The organism is Aurantibacillus circumpalustris (assembly GCF_029625215.1).
In the GTDB taxonomy this organism is placed as follows: domain Bacteria; phylum Bacteroidota; class Bacteroidia; order B-17B0; family Aurantibacillaceae; genus Aurantibacillus; species Aurantibacillus circumpalustris.
In genome coordinates, this window is the sequence record NZ_CP121197.1 from 4,385,764 (window position 1) to 4,410,647 (window position 24,884).

The 24,884-nt window shown below is 33.3% G+C and carries 19 protein-coding genes; 8 read left to right on the forward strand and 11 right to left on the reverse strand.

Going from position 1 to position 24,884, the window contains the following annotated elements:
- Positions 1 to 10: 10 nt before the first annotated feature.
- The 7 genes from P2086_RS18125 to P2086_RS18155 form a co-directional block, all read right to left on the reverse strand.
- The gene (locus P2086_RS18125; protein WP_317898180.1) at positions 11 to 1,126 is read right to left on the reverse strand and encodes a redoxin domain-containing protein; all 1,116 of its coding nucleotides are present in this window, start codon (positions 1,124 to 1,126) and stop codon (positions 11 to 13) included.
- 115 nt (positions 1,127 to 1,241) lie between these two features.
- Complete coding sequence (locus P2086_RS18130; protein ID WP_317898181.1) at positions 1,242 to 2,435, reverse strand: PP2C family protein-serine/threonine phosphatase; 1,194 nt, start codon at positions 2,433 to 2,435, stop codon at positions 1,242 to 1,244.
- 407 nt (positions 2,436 to 2,842) lie between these two features.
- A complete protein-coding gene (gene porN / locus P2086_RS18135; RefSeq protein WP_317898182.1) occupies positions 2,843 to 3,703 on the reverse strand; it encodes a type IX secretion system ring subunit PorN/GldN in 861 nt (286 codons plus the stop codon).
- Between the two features lie 11 nt (positions 3,704 to 3,714).
- Positions 3,715 to 5,391, reverse strand: a complete 1,677-nt coding sequence (gene porM / locus P2086_RS18140; protein WP_317898183.1) for a type IX secretion system motor protein PorM/GldM — start codon at positions 5,389 to 5,391, stop codon at positions 3,715 to 3,717.
- Positions 5,392 to 5,464: 73 nt separating this feature from the next.
- Complete coding sequence (gene porL, locus P2086_RS18145; RefSeq protein WP_317898184.1) at positions 5,465 to 6,268, reverse strand: type IX secretion system motor protein PorL/GldL; 804 nt, start codon at positions 6,266 to 6,268, stop codon at positions 5,465 to 5,467.
- A gap of 57 nt (positions 6,269 to 6,325) precedes the next feature.
- Positions 6,326 to 7,864: a T9SS ring complex lipoprotein PorK/GldK gene (gene porK, locus P2086_RS18150; RefSeq protein WP_317898185.1), complete on the reverse strand. Its 1,539-nt coding sequence runs from the start codon at positions 7,862 to 7,864 to the stop codon at positions 6,326 to 6,328.
- A gap of 130 nt (positions 7,865 to 7,994) precedes the next feature.
- A complete protein-coding gene (locus tag P2086_RS18155) occupies positions 7,995 to 8,984 on the reverse strand; it encodes a PorP/SprF family type IX secretion system membrane protein (protein WP_317898186.1) in 990 nt (329 codons plus the stop codon).
- A gap of 358 nt (positions 8,985 to 9,342) precedes the next feature.
- Between P2086_RS18155 and P2086_RS18160 the strand changes: the two genes are divergently transcribed.
- On the forward strand, positions 9,343 to 9,594 hold the full coding sequence (locus P2086_RS18160; protein WP_317898187.1) for a type B 50S ribosomal protein L31: 252 nt from the start codon (positions 9,343 to 9,345) through the stop codon (positions 9,592 to 9,594).
- Between the two features lie 75 nt (positions 9,595 to 9,669).
- Here the strand turns inward: P2086_RS18160 and mnmE are convergent, their stop codons facing one another.
- Positions 9,670 to 11,064 (reverse strand): tRNA uridine-5-carboxymethylaminomethyl(34) synthesis GTPase MnmE, encoded by a 1,395-nt coding sequence (mnmE, locus tag P2086_RS18165; protein ID WP_317898188.1) that lies wholly within the window; start codon positions 11,062 to 11,064, stop codon positions 9,670 to 9,672.
- 423 nt (positions 11,065 to 11,487) lie between these two features.
- On the opposite strand from mnmE, the gene P2086_RS18170 reads away from it, so the two are divergent.
- The 4 genes from P2086_RS18170 to P2086_RS18185 all read left to right on the forward strand — a co-directional run bounded on the left by P2086_RS18170 (position 11,488) and on the right by P2086_RS18185 (position 16,496).
- Positions 11,488 to 12,381 carry a hypothetical protein gene (locus P2086_RS18170; protein WP_317898189.1) on the forward strand — a complete coding sequence of 298 codons (894 nt, stop codon included), beginning with the start codon at positions 11,488 to 11,490 and terminating at the stop codon, positions 12,379 to 12,381.
- An 8-nt stretch (positions 12,382 to 12,389) separates the two neighbouring features.
- Positions 12,390 to 12,818 carry a hypothetical protein gene (locus P2086_RS18175; protein WP_317898190.1) on the forward strand — a complete coding sequence of 143 codons (429 nt, stop codon included), beginning with the start codon at positions 12,390 to 12,392 and terminating at the stop codon, positions 12,816 to 12,818.
- Positions 12,819 to 12,912: 94 nt separating this feature from the next.
- Positions 12,913 to 13,407 (forward strand): hypothetical protein, encoded by a 495-nt coding sequence (locus P2086_RS18180; RefSeq protein WP_317898191.1) that lies wholly within the window; start codon positions 12,913 to 12,915, stop codon positions 13,405 to 13,407.
- A 5-nt stretch (positions 13,408 to 13,412) separates the two neighbouring features.
- Positions 13,413 to 16,496: an ATP-binding cassette domain-containing protein gene (locus tag P2086_RS18185; RefSeq protein WP_317898192.1), complete on the forward strand. Its 3,084-nt coding sequence runs from the start codon at positions 13,413 to 13,415 to the stop codon at positions 16,494 to 16,496.
- Between the two features lie 195 nt (positions 16,497 to 16,691).
- On the opposite strand, the gene P2086_RS18190 is transcribed toward P2086_RS18185, so the two are convergent.
- The 3 genes from P2086_RS18190 to P2086_RS18200 form a co-directional block, all read right to left on the reverse strand.
- Positions 16,692 to 18,059, reverse strand: coding sequence for an MBOAT family O-acyltransferase (locus P2086_RS18190; RefSeq protein ID WP_317898193.1), 1,368 nt, complete (start codon positions 18,057 to 18,059; stop codon positions 16,692 to 16,694).
- Positions 18,060 to 18,334: 275 nt separating this feature from the next.
- Positions 18,335 to 19,576 carry a GDSL-type esterase/lipase family protein gene (locus P2086_RS18195; RefSeq protein WP_317898194.1) on the reverse strand — a complete coding sequence of 414 codons (1,242 nt, stop codon included), beginning with the start codon at positions 19,574 to 19,576 and terminating at the stop codon, positions 18,335 to 18,337.
- On the reverse strand, positions 19,573 to 21,084 hold the full coding sequence (locus tag P2086_RS18200; RefSeq protein WP_317898195.1) for a GDSL-type esterase/lipase family protein: 1,512 nt from the start codon (positions 21,082 to 21,084) through the stop codon (positions 19,573 to 19,575). Before P2086_RS18200 ends, P2086_RS18195 begins: the two co-directional genes overlap by 4 nt.
- A gap of 89 nt (positions 21,085 to 21,173) precedes the next feature.
- Between P2086_RS18200 and miaA the strand changes: the two genes are divergently transcribed.
- The 3 genes from miaA to P2086_RS18215 are packed head-to-tail and all read left to right on the forward strand — an operon-like array spanning position 21,174 to position 24,877.
- Positions 21,174 to 22,115, forward strand: coding sequence for a tRNA (adenosine(37)-N6)-dimethylallyltransferase MiaA (miaA, locus tag P2086_RS18205; RefSeq protein WP_317898196.1), 942 nt, complete (start codon positions 21,174 to 21,176; stop codon positions 22,113 to 22,115).
- The gene (locus P2086_RS18210) at positions 22,108 to 23,376 is read left to right on the forward strand and encodes an MFS transporter (RefSeq protein WP_317898197.1); all 1,269 of its coding nucleotides are present in this window, start codon (positions 22,108 to 22,110) and stop codon (positions 23,374 to 23,376) included. Before miaA ends, P2086_RS18210 begins: the two co-directional genes overlap by 8 nt.
- The gene (locus P2086_RS18215; RefSeq protein WP_317898198.1) at positions 23,369 to 24,877 is read left to right on the forward strand and encodes a hypothetical protein; all 1,509 of its coding nucleotides are present in this window, start codon (positions 23,369 to 23,371) and stop codon (positions 24,875 to 24,877) included. Before P2086_RS18210 ends, P2086_RS18215 begins: the two co-directional genes overlap by 8 nt.
- Positions 24,878 to 24,884 lie beyond the last annotated feature (7 nt).

The following is a 24,884-nucleotide window of genomic DNA, read 5'->3' on the forward strand; positions in this document are numbered from 1 at the left end:
TTCTGATGGATTATTTGATGATTTCGGCGAGTTTTTCGTCAAGCGCAGTACCACGAAGGTCTTTAGCTATTATTTTACCATCCTTGTCTATTAAATAGTTCTGTGGGATTCCTGTTACACCATACATTTTACCAACTTCATTTCCCCATCCCTTTAAATCACTGATGTGAGTCCATGTTAAATTATCCTGCTGAATTGCATTCACCCAAGGATCTTTATTGGAATCCATTGAAACTCCTAAAACTGTAAAGCCTTTATCTTTATAACGCGCATAAGCAGCAACAACATTAGGGTTTTCCATTCTGCACGGCCTGCACCAACTTGCCCAAAAATCAATTAAAACATACTTCCCTCTGAAATCAGAAAGACTTACTTTTTTTCCTTCAGGTGTATTTTGAGAAAAATCAGTTGCTTTGTAACCAACCATGGTTCCCTTTGCAGCTTCCACTCTTTTGTTAGCCGATTTAATATTTGAATTTCCATCTAAACTCTTATCAATGTATGATAAAGCTTCTATTACCTCCGAGAGTGGAATGGCGGCATTGTTAAGATCATTGCCAATTATATATGCGCTTACAGGGGACTTAGGGTGCGTTTTAAGGTAGTTTTTCAAACCCGCCATGTATTGCGTGTTTAAATTCTGATATTCTACTTTAATAGCATTTTGCGCATTCAAATCATTGTTCTGCATCGCTGTATTAAAATCCGTCTGCAGCTTTTGCTGAACAGCGATCAAATTGTTTATAAAGTTTCGATATTCAAAATATTCATTCTGTAACGAACCAGCTTCAACAACCGAGTACATCATTGAGTCTGCGATTAATTTAACTTTTGCGTTTGTTTCATCTGCAAATAAAAAAACCAATGTTGGGTCTGTTTTAATACTAAACCAATAGAGAGTCGGCTCGGTATTCTTTAGGTTAAACGAAAATTTTTCCCCAGAAATTCTTGCGGAGTCTTTAATTTCAGTTTCCCCTGATTTATGAGATACATAGACAACTTTTCCGGAGTAATTCCTTATCGATCCATCTACTTTAAACGAGAATTTTTTTTCTGGAGCCTGTTTTTGAGAAAAAGATGAGCTAAAAACAAACAATAAAACAATAAATACAATTCCTTTTTTCATAGTTACTAAGCGTATCAACAAATATACCAAGATTTGAAATTACTTGGTGAAATTTAGAATTTTTAACAGACAAACCAAAGTGCAAGATTTTCATCTCTAAATACTTATAATTCACCTAAATTCTGACACCAATTATTAGCACATCATCTACTTGCTCAGCAGTTGATTTCCATTGATTAAACTTGCTTTTCAATTCTTTCTTTATGTCTTTTAAACTTAGTTGATTGATATTAATCAATAGTTCCTTCAGCGGTTTATACATGAATTTTTTGCCATACGGTCCACCAAATTGGTCGGCAAACCCATCTGTAAAAGCAATAATAAGATCGCCCTTCTCAAGTTGAATTTCTTGTAATGTAAACGGTTTTATTTCTCCCATTGGTTTACCCACAGGCATTTTATCGGCTTTGTAATCCACTAGTTCATTGTTACGAATTAGCCATAATGAATTATTGGCTGCTGCAAACTGAAGTTTGTTATTTTTAAAATCGAAATTACAGATTAATGCGTCCATCCCATCTTTTCCACCATCAATACTACCGTCATTAGCCATGTGCTCCATTATTCGCTTTCTAGTATAATCTAGAATTTCATTTGGAAGAATTAATTTTTCCGCATTAACAGCTTCACTTAAACAGGAGATATTTAAGATACTCATAATCGCTCCTGGCACCCCATGCCCTGTGCTATCAGCAGTTACTAAAGAAAAATTATTCTCGTTTAGTTTTGCGCCCCAATAAAAATCACCGCTAACAATATCTTTAGGTTGAAATAAAACAAAGTGTTCTGGTAGATTTTCCTTGAGAAGCGCATCGCTTGCTAACAATGCATTCTGAATTCGTTTCGCGTAATTAACACTATCCAAAATCTCCTGATGTTTATGTTCAATCTCTATCTTTAATTCATTAATTCTTTCCTTTTCCTTATGTATGGCAGTACTTGTACTCCATAATTTTTTTACTTTCTCGTCTAGTTTTTTCTTCTCACCTTCCAGCTTCTCCTTTTCTAATGTAAGACGTTCATTATCCTCATCTACCTTTCTTCTCTCCTTATGAACTGTTTCACTCATTTGCCAAAGCTTACGGTTCTTTTCCGCCATCTTCTTCTTTTCAAGCTCAGCTTGTTCTTTTTCAAATTGATGAGAAGGAGTGTTTGCTTTTAATTCATTGAAGGATTTTTCTAATGCCTCCTTTTCGGATACTAAACTTTCTATTACAGCCAGTTGTTTTCTTCTTTTTCGTGAAATAAAAACAAAACAAAGTGTAACAAGAAATATCAATAAGAATAATACGACTATTGTGAAATTCATGTTATTTTATGGATCAAATTTTTAATTAATTCTTCTAAAAAAGAACAAGGGGTAAAATTCTTGTTACACAAACCTAAGTAACCTCGTACAATGACGACAATATTTCTTATAGCAACAATATCAATAAAGGCATACTCGAATTAATTTTCAGAAATAACAAAGATATGGTTCTGAAAGGGAAAATATATTGTTTTTAAAATCAAAAACAGTTAATCACACTTCAGCTCATAATTTAGAATTTTATATAAACTAAATATCAACAACTTATATTACGATCAAGTGTAAATATAACCTCTTTAAGAACCATACATAAAAAATACAACTAAATCTATGTGCGATATTAGCTTTAGCGTAAGTGCAAAAAAAAACTTTCCGAATTGGAAAGTTTTTTAATTTTAAATTCTTTTTTAGAAATGCCACAAATCGTGTTCAAATTTAAAGATATCTCCCTTAATTTTATCCGACTCCAAAAGAGCGTCTAACCCTTTAGCATATTGTTCAATTTTTCTATCGTAAACATTCGATTCCTTTTTTATCGAACTTGCAAATTGCCTTTTCCAAAAAACATCCTCAAACGTCCTACGTTCGCTATCATTTCTTACATTAAAAACTTCGTGTTTTGCGAAAAAAGGACGACAGGCTGGAAAGTATACGTAAAATTGATTTACACATCCTAAGTCCTCTTTACCTTTAATGGCGGCTCCAAAACCTAATCCTATTATTCTCACTTCCAGAGTAGACTTTTGTTTATCAAAAAACCAATCCTCCTTCAATTCTATCTCACAGAAATTGTTGTATAACCAAGTAGAATCAATTGCACCAGCAACACGAATAAACACTGAGTTACCTTGATCATCAAATTGCTCAGAGTCAGTCGAATCACTCTTAATAACCATTTTTTCGCGTATTTCCGCTTTTTCATAAGGAGAAAGAAATTCTTCATCATGAAAAGCAATAATTTGACCTGACAAAATATATTTTGTCATCAATTGCATAATTGAAATTCTACTTACGTTTGGATCTACAGGAAAATATAATGGTTGATTTACCTTCTCTCGAATATCAATTACTCTCCAAATACGTTTTTCCCAAATCACATCTCCCTCTCGTAAGTGAGTATAAGGGATAAAACGTCTATTTACTGCATTTTCCTTATCATAAATCCCGTCCTTGTAATCACCTGGCTGAAAAATACTTTGCTGCGCATTAATAGAATTTACTAAAAATACAAAAAGTGCAATCAATTTAATATGTACGAAAAATCTCATAGTTACTTAATTTATCTGTTAATTTTGATTCCGCATGTTGAGCTATAAGGAAGCCCATCAGGACCTTTAACTTTAATATCTATATAAATTTTCGATCCAACATCTACCCCGCGAAAAATAGCCAATGCATCCGCAGAAAGATTAGAACCATTACCACTAGCAACCTTAACACTTCCTTTAATTTTACCAATAATTTCATAACTCTGAACGATATAATTTGCTTGAAAATCAAACCCACTAGCACCAGCACCAATAGCGGCCACGGTACTTAATTCGCCTTTTTTCATTTCATCCGGGGCAAACTTACCGCCAATTTTAGCATCTGGTTTTGGTAAAGGTTTTACTCTAAACTTTTGAGGAGGTCCAACTGGTTTTACCCCATCTGGTCCTTTTTTAGAAACAGTTATCGAGCATTCTCCTGTTCCACTAAATGTAAAATCATATTTACCAGCCTCAGCCTTTGGAACAAACTTTACACCAGCACCAACTGCATTAATAACAATATCACTTGGAGAAACGCCTGCTGCACCAGCAGAAACTGGGTTTACAACACCCCGATAAAATACATTCATTTGATCAGCAGAAACAGCCACGGCAGATTTAGCTACTTTATACTCACCCTTAAATGGATAGTATTCAAAAGAACCATCGGGCTTTTTATATTTAATAACCCCAGAATATTTTTGATCACCAGGCGCACCTGTACCTACAGAGTATTTGCCCATTCCAAATTCAATAGGAACTGAGGAACCTTTACCACCTTTTGCAGCTGAGGCTGAGTCTACACCTACCATAACTTCCATATCGCCTGCTCCAAGTTTTGAATTCGTTGCGGCTAAAAATATTTCAGCTTTATAAGGTTCACCCGCAGAAATATATGATGATGGTGCAATTACTTTCGCATAAATATTGTCAAATTTAATAGCCAATTTACCACTTGCTCCACTAAAAACTTGTAAAATTTCCGCTTCCACATTTTTTAGATCGGCCTGCATTTTATTCAAGTTCACAAGAACAGCCGCCATTGGCAAGTGATAGACGTTATCCTCTTCCCAAGTAAATTCATGCTTATCTTCAATAAACCCCATTGGTGTTGGTTTAATGAATCCAATCTTCTTTTTTAAATTACTATAATCTTCATCTAATAAATGTAATCCATCGGTTTTTTGCATTTTGTCAAGCTGAGCAATTAACTTGTCATGTAATTGAGTTAATTTTCTTCCCAACTCAACCGCTGTCAAAGGACCGTCACTTGGATGATCACCCGTACCGAGCATCACAGTCATTGGTTTATCATAGTTACCAATTTGACCATTATAAGGATCTTTTCTAAGCTTAATACTATCAACTGTTTCAGGTATTTTCATGTCTCCACCGAGTACATACCTTACCATGTTAACCTTAACACTATCAATATACCTAAAAACACCAAATATGTCTTTCTGAGAACGTTGAGCCTCTTGGAAATAAGGGGCTGCTGCTGCATTACCATTAATGGAAGACTTGAACGCATCAGTTATTCGTTGGTTATTTTCCGCAATATTTTTTTTGGATTTTTCCAAACTCTCATTCACTGAAATGTACCCGTTTAAGATTGATTTAGACACGTTAAGGGCTAACATGGCAGTTAGTACTAAGTACATTAAGCCAATCATCTTCTGTCTAGGGGTTTCTTTTCCGCCTGCCATTTTTTAAATTTGTTTTATAGTAAAGTGATACACTAATTATTAATAAGTCTGAAATACCTTTTAAGATACAAGTCTAAGAAGGTTTAACGTTCATAGCACTTAACATGTTTCCGTAAACGGTATTTAACGAAGTTAAATTACTAGATAAAGTAGCCATTTCTTGACGGTATTTTTTAGTGTCATCAACAGAATCGTGTAAATTTTTCATTAATTCAGATAAACCATCATAGAATTTACTTGTTGCCTCCAGATGAGACTGACTACCTTGTAATTGCAATTCATAAGTAGCGTTTAAAGCAGACAAATTTTTTGAAACTTTAGTTAAGGAATCACCGATAGAACTACCCGCATCATTAGAATCTGCCAAATTAGCCATCGCATCAGCAGCGCGGCTATAAGTGTCAGATAACTGAGACACATTTTTAGAAGCATTTCTAACATTATCAACATATTCATTTGTAGCTACTGTAGCGTTGCTGATATCAGAAATTTTTCCAGTAGTATCAGTCAAAGCTCTAATACCAGAACCAAGACTTTCTATTAATTCTGGTCCAATTTTAGCATCAGCCAATAAATTATCTAATTGAGCAGTTATAGGTAAATTAGATTCATCTTCTTCATTTTGAGGGGTTTCATCGTGACCCATACCTGCTAACTCAGGGTAAGCAAGTGTCCAGTCAACCTCTTCGTGCGGAACATCAAGACCAAAAGCTATAAATAACATAGTCTCAACAATTAACCCAACAGGAAGCATGATCTCTGCTCCAGGATAATGTTGAATTTTAAATAAGGCTCCTAGAATAACGATAGCTGCACCGAAACAAGAACCAAGGTGCATGACTTTTTTCATGCCTTTTACTTTAGGTAATCTACTCATAGCTGATTTTATTAATTAATTGTGTTATTATTATTTGTTAGTTGTGTTTCTTAAATTTTAAAAGTTATCATATTTAGATCTTCCTAGGAAAGTCATAACATTCCGAAAACCTAAATAACATTTTGCTGTATCTTGATATTCATAAGTACGGGCACTCGTTTGCAAGTAATAACCTACATCCTTCCAACTTCCACCACGTATAACTTTTCTTTTTAAAACATTAGCATCTTTATCCTGAGCTTCATAAACGTAATCAGGATTTAAATCGTGTTGAAAATCGTAAGCAGATTCATCAAATGCGTTGCTTGTCCACTCAGATGCATTACCTGCCATGCAATACAATCCGTAATCATTTGGATTATACTGATAGATATAAAGAGTATGAAAACCACCGTCGTCTATATAAGAACCTCTGAGCGGTTTAAAATTCCCTAAAAAACATCCTTTTGAATTTCTTATGTATGGCCCACCCCATGGATAAGGTGACTTTTCAAGACCACCACGAGCTGCATATTCCCACTCACTTTCCGTAGGTAAACGGAAATCATTAATAATTGATTGTCCAGTACCGATTAGGAAGTTATTCAATAAATTTGATCTCCAAATACTGAACGCTCGGGCTTGCTTCCAAGTAACACCAACAACAGGATAGTCATCGTAAGATGGATGCCAAAAATACATGTTAGTTAGAGGTTCGTTGAAAGAGTATGTGAAATCATGCACCCAAGCAAGAGTATCAGGATAAACATTTATGATGTCCTTAATAATAAATACGGATCTGTCCACACCCTTACGTTCCCTAGGAATATAATTCCCTTGTCCAACTGAAACTTGATCTTTTACATTGTAAGTACCAAGTGTTTTGTTGTCTTTTGCAGGATCTGCAACTGCAGTTGCAGGCGTACCAGCTGCTCCATTTTGACCGTCGTTTAGAGTTACACCATTAATATAATCAGCTTTTTTATACTCATGCGCTGCATCTTGAACATCAGGAGACTTATTTGGAATAAATCGGTTTGTTTTAGAAGCAGCTAAACGGATATCAACTCTGTAATACTCATAATTAAGCTTTCTAGTATCGATTTCCTTTCTATTGTAGAAACGTTCCCCTTCAGGTAAATACATTGGCTGCAAAATTCCACGGATTTCTTCATCGCCTGAATCCCATTCAATGTCATTTGTCCAATTCACATAAGGTTCCTGCAAATTATTATCTGTTGTATAAACTGGCCAAGCAGCAAGGAAATCTTCTTGTGAAATTCCAAAAGCCTCTTCTTGTCCACCTGCAATTAATAATCTACGTGCTATTGAATCTCTTACCCAATAAACAAACTGACGATACTCATTATTGGAAATTTCAGAATCATCAATATAGAATGCTTGAACGGAAACTACTTTAGATTTCGTTGTGTGGGCCATTGGTGCCTCCTCATCATCGGGACCCATATGGTAACTTCCCATTGGAATAAACAACGTGCCAAAAGGGTCAGGTTGATACCATTTTTCACGGCCGATAACACCAATTAATTCGCCAGAACGTTTATTGCAACCTGCAACAACCGCGACGAATAAAGCCAATATCAAGAGTTTTTTCATATTACTTATTTTTGTTTATAACCACAACTTTAACTAAGGTTACTAAGATACTTTTTTGTAAAGTTATTAACATTAAATGTTAGTTGTAAAAGGTTTAAACGAATTTTTCACTTAAAGGTTACACATTATTTTATTCCAAAAAGCGATCGCTACGGTAAGTTGTTGTTTTTTTAACCGGAGGAGAATAGCAAACACCTAAGATAAATTCAACAGAACCTTTTGCATAGGTTTTAAGTTTTGGTGTAGTGAAATCATATGAAACGCCTACTTTGTAACTTAAAGAATTCCCTCGAAGTGCTTGACTTTGAAATCCAGCCAGAATTGAGGCTGCATCATTCACACGGTAAGTTCCTCCGAGCCATATCATATCGCTCCAAAGGAAAGTTAAATTTGCATCCAAAGAAGAAGAAGCAAGGTCATTTTTGTACATCACATTAGGTGTGATTTTGCTCCATTTTGTTGGTTGGAATGTATAGCCAGCCATTAAATAATAATGAGCCTTTACTTTGAACCCTAAGTCTCCTTCTTTAATTTGTTGAGAAGGAAGATGGGTTGAAGATATCCCTACATAAGCTTTTCCAGGGATGTTATAGAATATCCCTAAACCCAAATCATATGTTAATTTATTTAAGTCACCATTTGAGAATGTTGCTACACCACTAGGCCCGATACCGCCTGATCCAGGAATACTTGGGTCATTTTTTAAAGGCTCAGGAACAATCCATTGGTCATTTATTGTTTTTTGAAGAATTCCAACATCTAATCCAAGTCCTAAAGTACCCGAACCTATTTTTGTGATATTGTAAGAACCTGCAATACGGGCATAATTTGTTTTCATTGCTCCAATTTTATCACTCATAAACGTGATACCCACTCCAAGAGGCAAAGCTTTCAAACGCATGTCAGCGGAAAGTGCAAATGTTGTAGGAGAACCATCAAAACTGATCCATTGCTTTCTGTACTGAAGAACACCACAAACTGCACCTGTAGTACCAGCGTAACCGGGATTATAGATCAGTTTGTTATACATAAATTGAGTAAATTGCGGGTCCTGTTGAGCTACTGCAACCCCAGTAAAACCAGCCATTGCAAAGGCAATTTTAACGAAAAGTTTTTTCATACTTTGTTTTTAAGAATTACGACGCACATTGTAATAGAATGTACTTAGGCTGCTAAATTAGTTAAAGAATTTTAAAAAACAAATATTCTCGGTTACTTTTATTGGTTTACACTCAAAACAATCTGATAATAAACAAGTTAAGTTGAATTATCCCAAACAACAAGATGTTAATATCTTGTTGTTTTAACACTTTAAAAGGTGTGTTTTTGGCCCTGTTAAGTTATTTGGCTGCAATTGTTAAATTATTTGGGTTTTCGAACTTATTACGTTGATTTCAGTTTATCGTTTATAACTATAATTTTGTAGATTAGAATTTAAGCTGTATATTTGCAGCCCGAAATAATAAAACAAAATTACAATGAAAAAAGAAATTCATCCTGAAAATTATAGATTGTGTGTATTTAAAGATATGAGTAACGGTTACTCCTTTTTAACTCGTTCATGTGCTGACACGAAAGAAACACTGCAATGGGAAGATGGTAACGAGTATCCATTAGTTAAATTAGATATATCAATGACTTCTCACCCTTTTTATACAGGTAAACAAGTATTGGTTGATACAGCCGGTCGCGTTGATAAGTTCCGTACTCGTTACGCTAAGAAGAAATAATGTTTTTTTAAATTTGAAAAACTAAACCGATTTGTAGTTACAGATCGGTTTTTTTATTGTAAAGCAAGTATACTATTACTTTCCGATGCAAAACTTAGTGAATATATTTTCAAGGAGATCCTCATTTGTGACTTCACCAGTAATAGCGCCTAGCTCATCAAGAGCGTAACGAATGTCGAGAGCCAATAAATCACTTGGGATATTTTCATTTAATCCATTTATCACTTTGTTTAAAGCTTCACTTGCGTTTTTAAGAGAGTTTGCGTGTCGTGCGTTTGTAACAATTGTATCTGTAGTATCCACAGTTCTAGTATCAAAAAGATTTACAAGTTTTTGTTTAAGTAAATTCACATTCTTGTTTCCTTTGGCTGATATGTAGATAATTTCGGGGAAATCAGAAAACTCGTCTTTCAAATCTAGTTGATTTTCTGTGTCGATTTTATTCGCAACAATCACTAACTGTGAAGATCCAATGTAATCACTTAATAAATCGATTTCTCTTTTTAAATCTCCACTACTTAATGTGTGGGCATCAAATAGATAAATAATAATTGCTGATTTTCTTATTACTTCAAGGGCCCGATTAACGCCAATTTGTTCTACTATATCTGATGTTATTCTAAGGCCAGCGGTATCAATAAACCTAAACAAAACACCTTCAATAATTATTTCATCTTCAATAGTATCTCGTGTTGTGCCAGGAATTTCACTTACAATAGCTCGATCATCTTCAAGTAATACATTTAGCAAAGTGGATTTTCCTGCATTTGGTTTGCCAACTATGGCTACAGGAATACCATTCTTAATCACATTCCCAATTTCGAAACTGTCTCCTAATTTCCGGATAACGGAATTGATGGTTGTGACTAGATTTTTAAGATCGGTTCTGTCAGCAAACTCAACATCTTCCTCACTAAAATCTAATTCTAATTCAATTAGCGAAGCAAAGTTTACAAGATTATTTCTTAATAATTTAATTTTATCACTGAATCCACCACGCATTTGTTGCATGGCAACTTGATGAGAAATCGAGGAATTGCTTGCAATAAGATCAGCCACTGCCTCTGCTTGACTGAGGTCTAGTTTTTGATTTAAAAAAGCCCTCATAGTAAATTCACCAGGTTGCGCCATTCTAGCACCAGTATTTAAAAAAAGTTTTAAAAGTTGTTGTTGAATAAAAGGTGAACCGTGGCAGGATACTTCAACACTATTTTGGCCTGTATATGATTTTAATCCTATAAATAAAGTTACAATTACTTCATCAATAATGACATCTTCATGAAGCAAAATTCCAAAATTTGCTGTATGAGAGGGTTGTTTAATTAAGGATTTTTTTTTGAGGTCTTTAGTGTAAAAAAACTGATCGACAATCTGAATAGCTTGAGGTCCACTTAACCTTATAACTGCAATAGCGGCGCTTCCATGAGCAGTTGCTAAAGCTACAATTGTATCTTCGGTGTTAATTTTCATAAAGTACTAAAGTATCTAAAATTATTGGTTAAAGACGCCTAAAATAGCTAGGCAAATATTTATAACACAAAAATTATTTTCTTGTTGATTTTGTGCTCTAGTTGGAACTTTTTGCCAATTAGCCTTTGAAATGTGATGAATAATTTTCATAAAGAACCATAGACATTATAGATTTGGGAAATTTGAAGAAATAGTAAAATAACATCCGTGATTTTATAAATCAGGAAATAAGAATTCTTAAAACTTTGGAGAAATAATTTTTATTGTGTAATCTAATTACGTGTATATTACTTATAAAACACAAGAAAACCATTGTTTAGAAAAGGGACATTTTTTTTGTCAATATCATTAATTTTTGTTTACTTGCAGTAAAATTTAATCTACCTTTAAACCATCATTATACCGATGAATATTTTTAAATATATGTTTAATAAACAATTCTTGGTGTTTACCATAACTGTTTTCTCTTTCGCTTCCTGCGGTGGCGGTAAGAATGAGGAAGAAAAGGATGATTTAATAGAGACCCCAGATACAGTTAAAGCAGCGGTCTTAAATGTTGGCGGTGAGTTATTTAGTGTTCCTTCACCTATTCAGACAGCAATGTTGATACAAAAGAGCGGTGTTACCTACGATAAATCAATTCTAAGCTCTTCCAATAAAGTAAACACTTATTCCACGGATTTTTCTCGTGCGCTCAACTTAGGAATATACGGTGCTGATTTAGGTTATGTTTCACTGAACAACCAAACTCAAGATGCTTTAGGATATCTTGCTTCCATAAAACAACTTACTGATAAACTGGGCATTTCGGCAGCATTCGATGGTCCTACAATGGATCGTATAAAAAATAACATAACCAACAAAGACAGTATGATGGTTCTTGTAGGTATTGCATACAGGGGTAGCGATGCTTATTTAAAGGAAAATCAAAGAACCGATATTAGCAGTTTGATTTTGACTGGCGGTTGGATAGAAAGTATGCATTTTTCTTTAACTGCATATAAGGTTAAATCTACTGATGCGATTAGGTTTAGAATAGCTGAGCAAAAACAGGCAATTAACAGTATTATCAAAATCCTTAAAAATTATAATAATCCAGAAGTTATTGAACTAAACATTGCGCTTACAGCTCTAGCAGAAGTTTATGAGGGTATTCAATTTAAATACAATTTTGTAGAGCCAATTACTGATACCGCAAAAAAAGTTACATACATTAATAGTACTACTGAGGTTATTATTTCTGATGAGCAACTAAGTCAGATTACTCAAAAACTTAATCAAATAAGAGGTAAAATAGTTAATACAACAAAATCATAATAAATCGGATGAAGAAATTTATTTTAGTATTATCTTTAATAATAGGGGTTAGTTGTATTAATAAATCGGCAGCTCAATGCGATTCGATAGCTAATATGTGTGCGAAACATATTATTTCAACTTTTATATCAGACGGACAACAATACAGATCTTTACTTCTTAATTCAGAAGAATACGCCGAGTTTCATACCACATTTTTTGGGGAAACAACTTATCGTATTGCTGCCTGTAGTGGAAGGTCGGACGGCAACCTTATTTTTAATATTTATGATCAAGATCGTCATTTATTGTTTAGCAATCATTCTCAAAGAAATGCACCGTATTGGGACTTTAAAGTAAAATCAACAGTTGAAACTATTATTGAAGCTCAACTTGATGTGAATAAAAATCCCGGATCTGGTTGTGCTGTAATTCTTATCGGATTCAAGCAAAAATAATTTTATAAAAAGAGATTTTTATTTTAAGGATAAAACACATTTTTATCCTTTTTTTGTATCTTGGAGTTTCTTAAATTATACTATTTAATATTTAATGATGCTTAGATTTATCACTTTTTGTTTCCTTACAATTACATCAATTGCTTATGGACAGATAAACTGTGAAACAGCCTTTGTAACAGATACCATGTCTGTACCGGAAACGGAAAAGATTCTTCAAGGTCAATACCTTGAAATACAATTAAAAGATTTTTCGATGGTACGAATATTTCGAACTAACGATGATAAGTACTTTCTTAGATTTATTGTAAAGCAAAATTTTTACTTTGATAAGGTCGATGTTCTCGAGATACGATCAGGGAGCAAAAGTTATTACGTCAAAAACACAAAACAGTTTAAAATTGATAAAACAAGTGGATTATTTGTAGTTGAAGTTTTTAAAAATTATATTTCAACTTTGAAAGAGGCGGGTATTACTTCTCTTTATTTTGCGAAATCTGTGACAGATTTTACGAGGCAAGATGCTAGTCGAGTAAAACAAATTTCTAAATGTTTATATGATTTCATCACAGAAAAAAATAAAAATTAAATAAAATGAGTGAACGAATATTAAGGGCGTTGATGCAAATGTTTGCCATTATTGCGAAAGTAGATGGTATAAACAATACTGGACGACAGATTGTACAATCTTTTTTAAAGCAACAACTGAATCTTGAACAAGTTGAAATTTACCTTAAAATATTCGACGAATATCTTGAATCACATCAGAACGCCAGTAAACGTAAAGAAGGCGCACAAAAAAGAACTTCTTTAAATTCGGTAAAAGTTTTAAAGATTTGTACGCAAATTAATCAGGAGCTTGAACAACCTCAAAAAGTAATTGTACTTATTCGTTTACTTGAATTTATTTATTCAAGTAATGAGATTTCAGAGCAAGAGTATGAGTTTGTTTTAACAGTGGCTGATACTTTCAATATTCCGACAAATGAATTTCAGTTGTTAAAAGCGTTTATACAAGATAGTTCGGAAAAAGTTCCAAATAATCCGAACATACTTGTTATTAACGATAAGCCAAGCGGTTACATGAATCAAAGCAAACACGTGTATTGCGAACCAGTGCATGAAGATGTTCGCATTATTCAAATTGAAAGTGTGGCGATGTACGCCTTAAGGATTTACGGAAAAATAGAACTACAATTGAATGGTCAAGGAATTTCGAGTGATCGCGTTCATATTTTCACTCCTGGATCTTCTATTCGTTCGAGTAAAATAAAACCAATTTATTATAGTGATATTATTGGTCGTTTTTTAAATGATGAGTCCCGACCAAGAATTACCTTTGAAGTAACTAACCTAGAATACAAATTTAAGGGCGGAAAATTAGGCTTACGTGATATCAATATTAGTGAAGAAAGTGGGAAGTTGATTGGAATTATGGGTGGTTCTGGAGCTGGTAAATCTACTTTATTAAATGTATTAAACAGTATGGAAACACCAAGTGGTGGATCTGTAAAAATTAATGGTAAAAATATTCACACAGAGCAAGAAGAAATTAAAGGCGTAATCGGGCATGTTAGTCAAGACGATTTACTTATAGAAGAACTGACTGTATACGAGAACTTGTTTTACAATGCTAAACTTTGTTTTGGAAATCTGCCTGATGAAGAGATTTCTAAGAACTGTAATGAATTGTTGGCAAATATTGGATTAAGCGAGACCCGTCATTTAAAAGTGGGATCTCCTTTGGAAAAAACAATATCAGGAGGTCAGCGTAAACGTTTAAATATATCTCTTGAATTAATACGAGAACCAAGTGTGTTGTTTGTGGATGAGCCTACCTCTGGTTTATCGTCGCGTGATTCGGAAAATATTATGGATCTTCTAAAGGAACTTGCTTTAAAAGGGAAACTAATTTTTGTAGTTATTCACCAACCATCGTCAGACATATATAAAATGTTTGACAAGTTAATGATATTAGATGTTGGTGGTTATCCAATATATTATGGTAATCCTGTTGATGCAGTAAGTTATTTTAAGCGTTTAGTTAATCATGTAAATGCTGAAGAATCGGAGTGTGGAAATTGTGGAAATGTGAATCCAGAGCAAATTTTTAATATAATAGAAAGTAAGGTATTAGATGAATACGGGAATTTAACTTATAGTAGAAAGGTTAGTCCTGTTACCTGGAATACTCACTACAAAGAATTAATTGAAACTGAGATACATTCAGAGAAAAAACATACCGAAATCCCTGAGAGTATTTTTAAAATTCCGAATATTTTAAAGCAGTTTAAAGTGTTTTTAACGCGTGATGTCAAAAGCAAATTGACAAATACTCAGTACTTACTTATTAACTTTATTGAAGCTCCCTTACTTGCCTTAATACTGGCATACTTGGTAAGATATTTTAATGTTGATGAAGAAAATATTAAAGGCTACATCTATAAGGATAATGATAATATTCCTGCCTATATGTTTATGTCGGTTGTAGTTGCTTTATTTATTGGGCTTACAGTTAGTGCTGAGGAAATTATTCGCGATAGAAAAATCAGAAAACGAGAGTCATTTTTAAACTTAAGTAAAGGGAGCTATTTGTGGAGTAAGATCATTATTATGTTTATTCTTTCTGCAGTTCAAACTTTCACTTTTGTTCTCGTAGGAAATTCAATACTTGGCATCGAAGGAATGTACAGCGATTATTGGTTTGTTTTATTTACAACCTCTTGCTTTGCGAATATATTAGGATTAAATATTTCGTCAGCCTTTAATAGCGCAGTTACGATTTATATATTAATTCCATTTCTTATTATTCCACAATTACTGCTTGCAGGTGTTGTTGTTAAATTTGATAAATTAAACCCAACACTTGCTGCTCAAGGAAGCGTGCCTGTGGTTGGGGAAATGATGGCTAGCCGTTGGGCTTTTGAAGCATTAGCTGTTAATCAATTTAAAGAAAACGCCTATGAAAAGCATGTATATAAACTTGACAAACGAATAAGTACTGCCTCGTACAAAAAAGACTACTGGATGCAAAGACTTAATAACAAAGTTGTAAAGATTGGAAATGAAATTAAGGCTGGGAAAAAAGCATCGGAGTTAAAATATGATATTGATCTTTTGTACAGTGAATTAAAAAAAGAAGAACAATTTACCAAAAAGAAATTTCCGGGACTTGATAAGATTACGCCAGAAAAATATAACGAAAATTCGGCTGCAGAAATAAAAGACTATCTAGACAATACTTTGAAGAATTATTACATTAACATGGAAAATTCGGCTCGTAAAAAGCAAGATGCTCTTATTTCGGAATTGATTAAGAAACTTGGTAATCCAGGTCTTGTTGATTTACAGGATAGGTCAGAAAACCGTAATTTGATCCAATTGGTGAAAAATGAAAATGATTTTGGTGAAAAATGCCTAGAAAAAGACGGGCGTTTTATACAAAGGACTGACCCAGTCTTTCAAGATCCAACCGAGTCCAAAATTGGTAGAGCTCACTTTTTCGCTCCAACTAAAAACTTATTTGGAAGATACTATTCTACATTTGGGTTTAATATGTGTATAATATGGTTAATGAGTTTGATACTTATTGTAACACTTTATTTCGATGTGTTTAAAAAAATATTGGATGGAATTGAACGTTTGTTTTCGATTTTTAAGAAGAAAAAACAATACTAAGCTTTTATTAATTTGCGTTGAACACCGGGAAGAAATTTTCGGTGTTTTTTTATTGAACCACATAATAAACATAAGGGCATATAAGTTGGCAGCATTCAGTAATCAGTTGGCAGTATTGGGTGTCGACTTAAAAAAGATTGAACCACATAAGAAACATAAGGGCATATAAGGGTGCCAAATGAATTTCAAATGTTCTTAAAACTGAAAATAAATGAAAGGTTGCATCTCACCACTCATAAGCTGATACATTAGAAATATGGCAATACACGCAAGAAGTCCCATTACGACAAACGAACGTGAAGCAAACCAATTGCGGTAAGCTGACTTCATTTTTTCAGGGATCCAGTGTATCAGGTAACCAATTACTATAAGAGCAAATACAAATTTGTATCCTTTAATAATTTCTAGAAAAAGCTCAAAACTTAAATGATTGCCTATTCGATCAAAGATGGCATTTACCGTTTCGAGATTTGTACTTCTAAAAAATATTCGCGTGAAGCTAATAAAACTAAGGGTTACGAGCATTAGTATAATTTTAACACCTAAATTATTAGTGTTCTTAAAGGGAGAAATTTTCTTCCAAAATTTATGGACAATTAATCCAATGCCGTTTAATCCACCCCAAATTATAAAAAGCCAACTACTGCCATGCCAGAGACCTCCAAGCAACATCGTAACCATTAAATTAATATTTGTATTAATACTTCTTCTAATCGAATTTGAAAAATAAGATAAGAGCAACAAGAAAACAGTAGCAAATAAAAACACCAAAATAAGCCATAGTTTACCGCTCAGAAAAACTAAAAATAGTGCGATGATAGTGATAGCGAAGTATGAACCCAGGGTTCCATGTCTATTACCTCCTAATGGGATGTACAAATACTCTTGCAACCAAGTTGAAAGCGAAATATGCCAACGTTTCCAAAACTCGCTGGTGCTCGTGGCTTTGTAAGGTGAATTAAAATTTATTTTAAGTCTGAAACCTAAAATCAATGCTAATCCGATGGCCATATCGGTATACCCACTGAAATCCATATAGATTTGGAGTGAATAGCCAAAAATTCCAATTATTGATTCAATACCTGTATAAAAATGTGGGTTGTCAAAAATGCGATCTACGTAATTTACTGCAATATAGTCAGCAACAATTTTTTTACAAAAACCATTTATGATCCAGAAGAAAGCGAGACCAAATTCCTTTTTTTCTAATTTATATGGTTGGTAGATTTGATAAATAAAATCGTGGGCTTTCACAATTGGCCCGGCAACCAAATGCGGAAAAAAACAAACAAAAAAACCGTAATCAAAAATTGTTTTTACAGGCTCGACTTTACCGCGATAAAGATCAATTGTATACGAAAGAGATTGAAATGTAAAAAAGGATACACCCACAGGTAATAAGAGTTTATCTACGCTAAAATGAGTTGAGAAAAATGAATTTGAAAATTGCGCGAAATGATTGAAGAAAGGTACACGATTGCCAGTTATGTCGTTAAAACTTTCGGTAAAAAAATAGGCGTACTTAAAATAGCTGAGCAAACTAAGATTAAGTATAACACTCACAGTTAAAAATATTTTTTTATTTAGAACAGTGTTAGATTTGTGAATTCTCTTACCCCAGAAATAATCGCTACATATTGTAAATATTAGCAGAATTACAAATACACCGCTTGTTTTAAAATAAAAAAATAAACTTACTGCTAATAAATAAATGGTTCTTAATTTATTGACTTTATAAACAAAAGAATAAAAAAAGAGTACAATTAAGAAAAATGTCCAGAAGAACAATTGTGTAAATAACAAAGGTTTATCTTGAGAGTAATTAATTATGTAGTTTATTATTTCGATTCCTTGTTTTTCTTTTGGTTATTAATATAGGACTTGTTTACAGCTTCATACATTAAGCCTCCTACTATTGTGTATCCTTTGTTTGAGAAATGCACTTTATCCTTTGATGCTAAGCCGACCCTTTGCCATTTAAGCATTGAGCGGTATCCACCCATAATAGAAAACAGATCCCAAACAGCAACATTGTGTCTATTCATTAGCTCGAAGGCTGCATCCTTTGCAGTAATGGTTCTTTTGTTTGATGTTTTATATCTTATAAAATTATCTGTAGTAGTTGTGAGAATTATTGCAGTATTTGGATTAGTTTTTTTAATGACGTTAATCAAGGTGTCGTAATTTTCAATAAAATCTTCTTTTAAAAACCCTTTCGATTGGGTATCATTTACACCAAGAGATAAAATAAACAAATCTCCATTTAATGATTCCATTTGAGGAATTAAGTCTGAACATCGCAAGAAAGAGGTGGTTGAAGCGCCATTAGCGCCTAAGCCAGCAAGGTAAAAGCCTGGCTCTAAATCACTTTCCAAACTAAAGCCATAAAGTAAAAAATCTTTAACCAAGGTGTCTTTTCTGATTAACTCAAACATAACTGAATCGAGTGGAATTGGAAATTTAAAAAGTGTATACCCACTTTTTCTAAAATCCTTTCTTTCGACTTTAAGACTATCCTGATTGCATGCGTTAAATTCGAAACTTGTGTTAAAATTATGAAAGACCTTAACAACATTTACTTTCTTGCATGCTGCTTTTGTCGTAAAGGAAATGCCGAAAAAATTCGTGCTGTCGTTTGTGGAAATATTCATTGCATTCATTCCTAAAGGTTGGCAGTACTCTCTGCCAACTGATCGACACCGTTCCCAATTTCCATTCGAAAAAGATGTAGCATAAGGTTGGCTATTTGTTTTAGCTATTTTAAAAGGGAATGAAAAGTAACCACCCCCTGTAGTTTTATACTCATCTTGAAAAGCCGCAAGAAAAACATTACTCCAGATGCCAGCCTGAACATGAGAACCGCCAATATGAACAATATTAACTCTTGTTTTTTTTCCCATACTTAAACTGTCTATCTTTTTAAAAAAATTTAAAAACGATAAGCTATCACTCGAAAAATAAAGATGATTATATTCTTGTGCAATGAATGGATATTTACTTACACTGTCTTGCGCCACAATCTTATTTGTCAATAAAGCAATACTAACAAATGCAAAAAATATTTTACAGTTTATCTTCAATTTCTTGTTTTTAAATAAGCATTATATTCTTTAATTAATTCAGAATAAAATAATGTCGCTATTTTTCTTGCGCCTTGTGGACTAAAGTGGGTATAGTCTGTCGCTGCTAATTTTTTTTCAACCCACTCGGGCATGCTATTTTTTCCACCCATACAATCGTACATATCAAAAAACGCACAATCACTTTCGAGAACAACTTTTCTTAAAGCATCTCTCATTGTTTCAAGATAAGGATAGGTAATGTATTCTGTACCGTTTTTAATACTCATATCAGAAGGTCCAATAAAAATAATGCTTGCTTCTGGAGCCATTTTTTTTATTAAAGAAATTTGGTACTTAATATAGTTTGAATAATTAACAGCCATATCATCATTTTCAATTGCAGGCAGGGAGTTTCCGCCAAATTGCAAAATAATTAGTTTCACATTCAGATACTCGTAGAATTGTTTAAGCTGCGAATTATTTGTTAGATGAAAAAAAGTTCCACTACTTCCCCGTAAGGCGATATTATCAACCATAACACCATTGTCACTTTCCAAAGAAAGCGCGTAAAAATCAGGACTAGTTTTACCTCTGAATTTTAGGGTATGCGTGAAAGAACCATTTCCTACTTTATACTCTTTAACTCGCATCAAACCACCAGTATCGAGACTATCTGCGGCCATTAGCGCTGGGCCATCGTAAAATTCACACCAGGTTCTTTTTTTTGCAGCCCCATAGAATAATTTCAACTTTTTGTAAGTCATTGCATTTTCTCCTCCCAGTTTCGTAGTTGTAATACTAACGCTTGAACTAAGAACTGAATTTGTATCGCCAGTTCTTTTATACCCAATGAATCTTGTAAAGCCGGCGAGAATCCCATAATTACCATGTGGCACTCGTTTATCCTTACCCGTAAATACATTATACCTATCCCAGCCATCAGAAGTAGTCACTCGATTAATTAAACTATTTGAGATCGGCATTAATGATATAAGTCCTGGACCATTTCCACCAAATTGTCCCTGTAATTTTAATCGCAAATAATCCGTTATTCGATCACCTTCTATTTGGCTATCGCCATAGTGTAAAATCCTTATTGATTTAGGATTATTTTTGAGTTCGTGAAGCGCTGTAAAAAATTTCTTGAGAACATTTTTATTTCGAGCCTGGATGTTCGTGATTAAAGTAATATCAGTATCTGTATTTTTAATTTGCGATACTGGTACTTTAGTTATAGAATTTGAATCATTTATAACATCTTCCATTTCAATTTTTTCTATTGTATCATTTGATTTTTTCTCCTCCTCAATTATTGTAAACGAAGTATCTATAGCGTCGACCGCTTGCAGTATTTTTTCAATATCTTTTTTTTCAGAATTTATCCCAAGTAATGAGCTCAGTTTTGGAAAACTAAATTTAAGGTCCTTATTAATTTCGAATCCGTTTTTTGGAAACGTAAAACCGATCACGCTCAGTAATAAGAAAATAACAATTCCAAAGACCAGACTATGCCAGGGTTTGTGCATCGTATAAAAATAATAAAGAAGCGCTTTTAAAAGAAAGTTATGAAAAAGAGTTGTTCACAAAGAAATTTGAATAATTATGCGTTCTTAATTTGATAGATTTTAACTTTACAGGCATTAATTCTCGAAACAAATATCTTGTTGTAATTGCGGGCCCCACTGCTGTGGGTAAAACAAATTTAGCAATCGATCTTGCCAAGCATTACGCTTCAGTAGTTCTTTCGGCAGATTCAAGGCAATTTTACAAAGAGTTAAACATAGGTACCGCTAAACCAACCACAGAACAATTAGAAACTGTTTCGCATTATTTCGTGAACACAAAAAACATTGAGGAATTATACGGTGCTGGTCATTTTGAAAAAGATGCTCTCAAAACATTAGAAGAATTATTTACAGAACATCAAATTGTTTTTATGGTGGGCGGCTCAGGTTTGTATATCGATGCTGTTTTAAATGGTGTGGATGATTTTGCGGAGATTCCCGAAGAAATTCGTGAATCATTAAATACGAAATTTAAAGAACAAGGAATAGAATGGTTGCAAAAAGAACTTAAAATTAAAGACGAAAGTTATTTCAATTCCGTCGATATTAATAATCCTCAGAGATTAATTCGTGCGCTTGAAATAATTGATCACACAGGGCTTCCCTACTCTAGCTTCCTTAAGAAAAAACAAACTTTGCGTTCTTTTACTGCTGTTAAACTTTTAATTAATTTAGAAAGAGCTGAACTGTATTCCAGAATAAACAAGCGAGTTGACCTTATGATGCAAGAAGGTTTACTGGAAGAGGTGAAGCAATTAGTTTCGAAAAAAGATTTGAACGCATTAAAAACAGTGGGTTACAAAGAACTATTCGATTACCTTGACGGAGGTTTGTCATTAGAGACTGCCGTAGAAAAAATAAAACAACATACTCGCAATTATGCAAAACGGCAAATTACCTGGTTTAAAAATAAATACGAATTTGAGGAGTTTAGTCCGAATGATTTTTCAAAAATAACGGGGTATATTGACATTATTATGAGTCATGGCTAAAGTATTTTCATTCATAAAAGAATATCAAACTTTGGAGTTGCCGGTTAAAAACGCAATTGCCTCGGAGTTTTTTATTCAGGCTGTAAATGCCACTTTTATGAACATCCTTCCCCTTTATATGACGCGACAAGGGTTTGACGACAGTGAAATTGCTTTATTTATTACATTTCGTTTTATAGGCGTATTTATTTTAGCTCTGCCACTCGGCAAATACATTAAAGGTAAAAAGGTAATGCCTTTGTTTTATTTATCAAATACCTGCGTTCCTCTTTTTGGAATCGCCATTGTACTGTCGATCGCTTTTCAAATAAAGTGGCTAACGCTTATAACCCTTATTTTATGGGGGGGCTCATTTACGTTCATGCAAATACCCATTTTTCCTTTCATTCTTCGCAACACAAAAAAAGTAAATCAAACAGCCGCGATTTCATTAAGTTATAGCACCTGGAGCTTTGGTGGTATACTAAGTGGTATTGTTATAGCCGTTCTTGATTTTATAAATCCTACTTTTTTTGATGAGAAATTTATTTTAATACTGTTTTCACTGATTGGTTTTGGTGGCATATTTTTTCTGAAAAGAATTAAAAATTTTGATGAAGTTTCAATTGAAATAGAACCAGAAAACGGAAATCAGAAAAAAATGTCTGGTAAAACGGAATGGAATGTTGTTTTAAAAGCCTTACTGCCAACGCTTATCATTGCTACAGGTGCAGGACTGACCATCCCTTTTATTAGTTTGTTTTTTGACAAAGTGCATCATGTTGGCAAAGGTGGGTTTTCAAGTCTCAGTTTTATTGCTTCAATTCTTGTAGCCTATTTTGCAATGCTAGTTCCAAAAATTAAGGAAAAAATTGGTTATAAAATCGCTATTCCTACAACACAATCTTTAGCTGTTATTGCGTTGGTTGCATTAGCTACGACTCAATATTATAGTCAGTATTCCCTTGCAATAGTTATTGCTTCAGTATGTTATTTATTAAGACAACCGTTGATGAATATGGCAGGACCAATGACTTCAGAACTGGTTCTTAATTATGTTGGGCGAAATAACCGTGAGATAACCAGCGCGCTTACTTCAGCCATTTGGAGTGGCAGTTGGGTATTAAGTGGATTTATGGTAACCATCTTGTTTGCTTACAATTTTAGTTTTGGAAATATCTTTTTAATTACATCTCTTTTATATGCTTTTGGCGTAGTACTTTATTATTTGCTTATCTTAGACTACGCAAAAAAAGAAGAACAAGGTCTCATTGATGAATAAAATTACATACGTACTCATTTCCCTTTGTATTTTTAGTATAGTTAAAGGGCAGTCTAAAGAATTTGCATTACACAAAGGAAATTGTCAACTCTATAGTGGCTCATTATATAATTTCGGTATTTCGGTCAGAAAACAAAATCTATTACTAAGTGTTTACAAACTCGATCATGATTTAAACATACTTGATACTAATTTTGTTGATATAGGTAAAGATGTGCCGGAAAGTTATTTAGAAAGTTATTCGGATACACTTCACGGATTTCTAAACATTTATTTTCAAAAAAAGGGAAATGCTGGCAATTCTTCTTCTAAAAACAACGTCAATATTCTTCGTTTTAATAAAAAATTTGAATTGATTGCTAAGCTTGAAAATGTAGAAATAGCAAGACTTAATAACACTTCTCTATTTACGAATGAAGTTCTTTATGCGAAGAATGCCGTTTACACAATTAAAACAGAGAGCGATACATCTGGCACACAATTTTACCTCAACAAATATCTTTTAAAATCTGAAACCAGTAATTTTGATTACGAATTCAAATGGCAATTTCCTTTTGAAAGAAAAAACATCCACGCAGCGCACATTTTTTACGCAAACAAAAACGATATTTTTCTTTTTGTGACAGTTAGTGATGGAATTAAAAATGGAGAATGGCAACTTAAAATTAATGCTGAAACCGGAGAGTTAAAAAAAGCAACTAAGCTAAACAACAAAGGTGATGATGATATTTACTTTTATGGAGATGCTTATATTGATAAGAATTATAAATCTATAAGTTTTATCGGACAGAAATTTACTGAATCACAATTTAGCAGAAAAGAAAATAAACTTCTGATTTCTAAATCCCCTCAATTAGTTATCTATTATATTGAAATAGATTCACTTGGTGAAATTAAGATTAAAGAAGATTTTAAAGTTCCAATCAACGATACAAAAACAGGCGTAAAAAAAACTACGAGTAATTTTATGCTTCGATTTAGCGATCTCAGAAAAAATCCAGATGGCAAAATTTCTTTTACAGGTGATATATTCAAAAGTTTTAGTAGCAACGTTTGTTATCTCTATTCAAATACCACCCTCTTTAATCTCATTCCTAATGAAGATCGTTTAGTGCTTGAAAGGAATGTCATTAGCCCGAATCTATTAATTGAACAGTACTTTCAGACCTTGGATAAACTTGATTTGAATGGCAAACTTTGCATTGATAGCGTTAAACAATACGAGTTATTATTTTACAAACCTCTCAACTTTCCAATAAAACAGTATTTTAAATTAGATCAAGAAAAAAATCCTGTCTGGATTCTTTCGAAACATCTTACCAGAAACAATCTTGTAAACTACTCTTTTCTTAGTCCTGTAAAAAAGATTTACAAAATAAACACCATCGAAGAAATAAAAGAATCTACCATACCTCTTATTACGACTATTAGTCCTGAAATTTTTGTTATTTCGAGCCAAATTGAAGAGGTTAAATACCAATTAAAACTTTACAAATGGTAAATTTGTA

What these genes read in the sequence shown, in the direction of transcription:
- P2086_RS18125 (WP_317898180.1), bottom strand. Translation starts at nt 1,126, where the DNA reads ATGAAAAAAGGAATTGTATTTATTGTTTTATTGTTTGTTTTTAGCTCA.
- P2086_RS18130 (WP_317898181.1), bottom strand. Translation starts at nt 2,435, where the DNA reads ATGAATTTCACAATAGTCGTATTATTCTTATTGATATTTCTTGTTACA.
- porN (WP_317898182.1), bottom strand. Translation starts at nt 3,703, where the DNA reads ATGAGATTTTTCGTACATATTAAATTGATTGCACTTTTTGTATTTTTA.
- porM (WP_317898183.1), bottom strand. Translation starts at nt 5,391, where the DNA reads ATGGCAGGCGGAAAAGAAACCCCTAGACAGAAGATGATTGGCTTAATG.
- porL (WP_317898184.1), bottom strand. Translation starts at nt 6,268, where the DNA reads ATGAGTAGATTACCTAAAGTAAAAGGCATGAAAAAAGTCATGCACCTT.
- porK (WP_317898185.1), bottom strand. Translation starts at nt 7,864, where the DNA reads ATGAAAAAACTCTTGATATTGGCTTTATTCGTCGCGGTTGTTGCAGGT.
- P2086_RS18155 (WP_317898186.1), bottom strand. Translation starts at nt 8,984, where the DNA reads ATGAAAAAACTTTTCGTTAAAATTGCCTTTGCAATGGCTGGTTTTACT.
- P2086_RS18160 (WP_317898187.1), top strand. Translation starts at nt 9,343, where the DNA reads ATGAAAAAAGAAATTCATCCTGAAAATTATAGATTGTGTGTATTTAAA.
- mnmE (WP_317898188.1), bottom strand. Translation starts at nt 11,064, where the DNA reads ATGAAAATTAACACCGAAGATACAATTGTAGCTTTAGCAACTGCTCAT.
- P2086_RS18170 (WP_317898189.1), top strand. Translation starts at nt 11,488, where the DNA reads ATGTTTAATAAACAATTCTTGGTGTTTACCATAACTGTTTTCTCTTTC.
- P2086_RS18175 (WP_317898190.1), top strand. Translation starts at nt 12,390, where the DNA reads ATGAAGAAATTTATTTTAGTATTATCTTTAATAATAGGGGTTAGTTGT.
- P2086_RS18180 (WP_317898191.1), top strand. Translation starts at nt 12,913, where the DNA reads ATGATGCTTAGATTTATCACTTTTTGTTTCCTTACAATTACATCAATT.
- P2086_RS18185 (WP_317898192.1), top strand. Translation starts at nt 13,413, where the DNA reads ATGAGTGAACGAATATTAAGGGCGTTGATGCAAATGTTTGCCATTATT.
- P2086_RS18200 (WP_317898195.1), bottom strand. Translation starts at nt 21,084, where the DNA reads ATGCACAAACCCTGGCATAGTCTGGTCTTTGGAATTGTTATTTTCTTA.
- P2086_RS18210 (WP_317898197.1), top strand. Translation starts at nt 22,108, where the DNA reads ATGGCTAAAGTATTTTCATTCATAAAAGAATATCAAACTTTGGAGTTG.
- P2086_RS18215 (WP_317898198.1), top strand. Translation starts at nt 23,369, where the DNA reads ATGAATAAAATTACATACGTACTCATTTCCCTTTGTATTTTTAGTATA.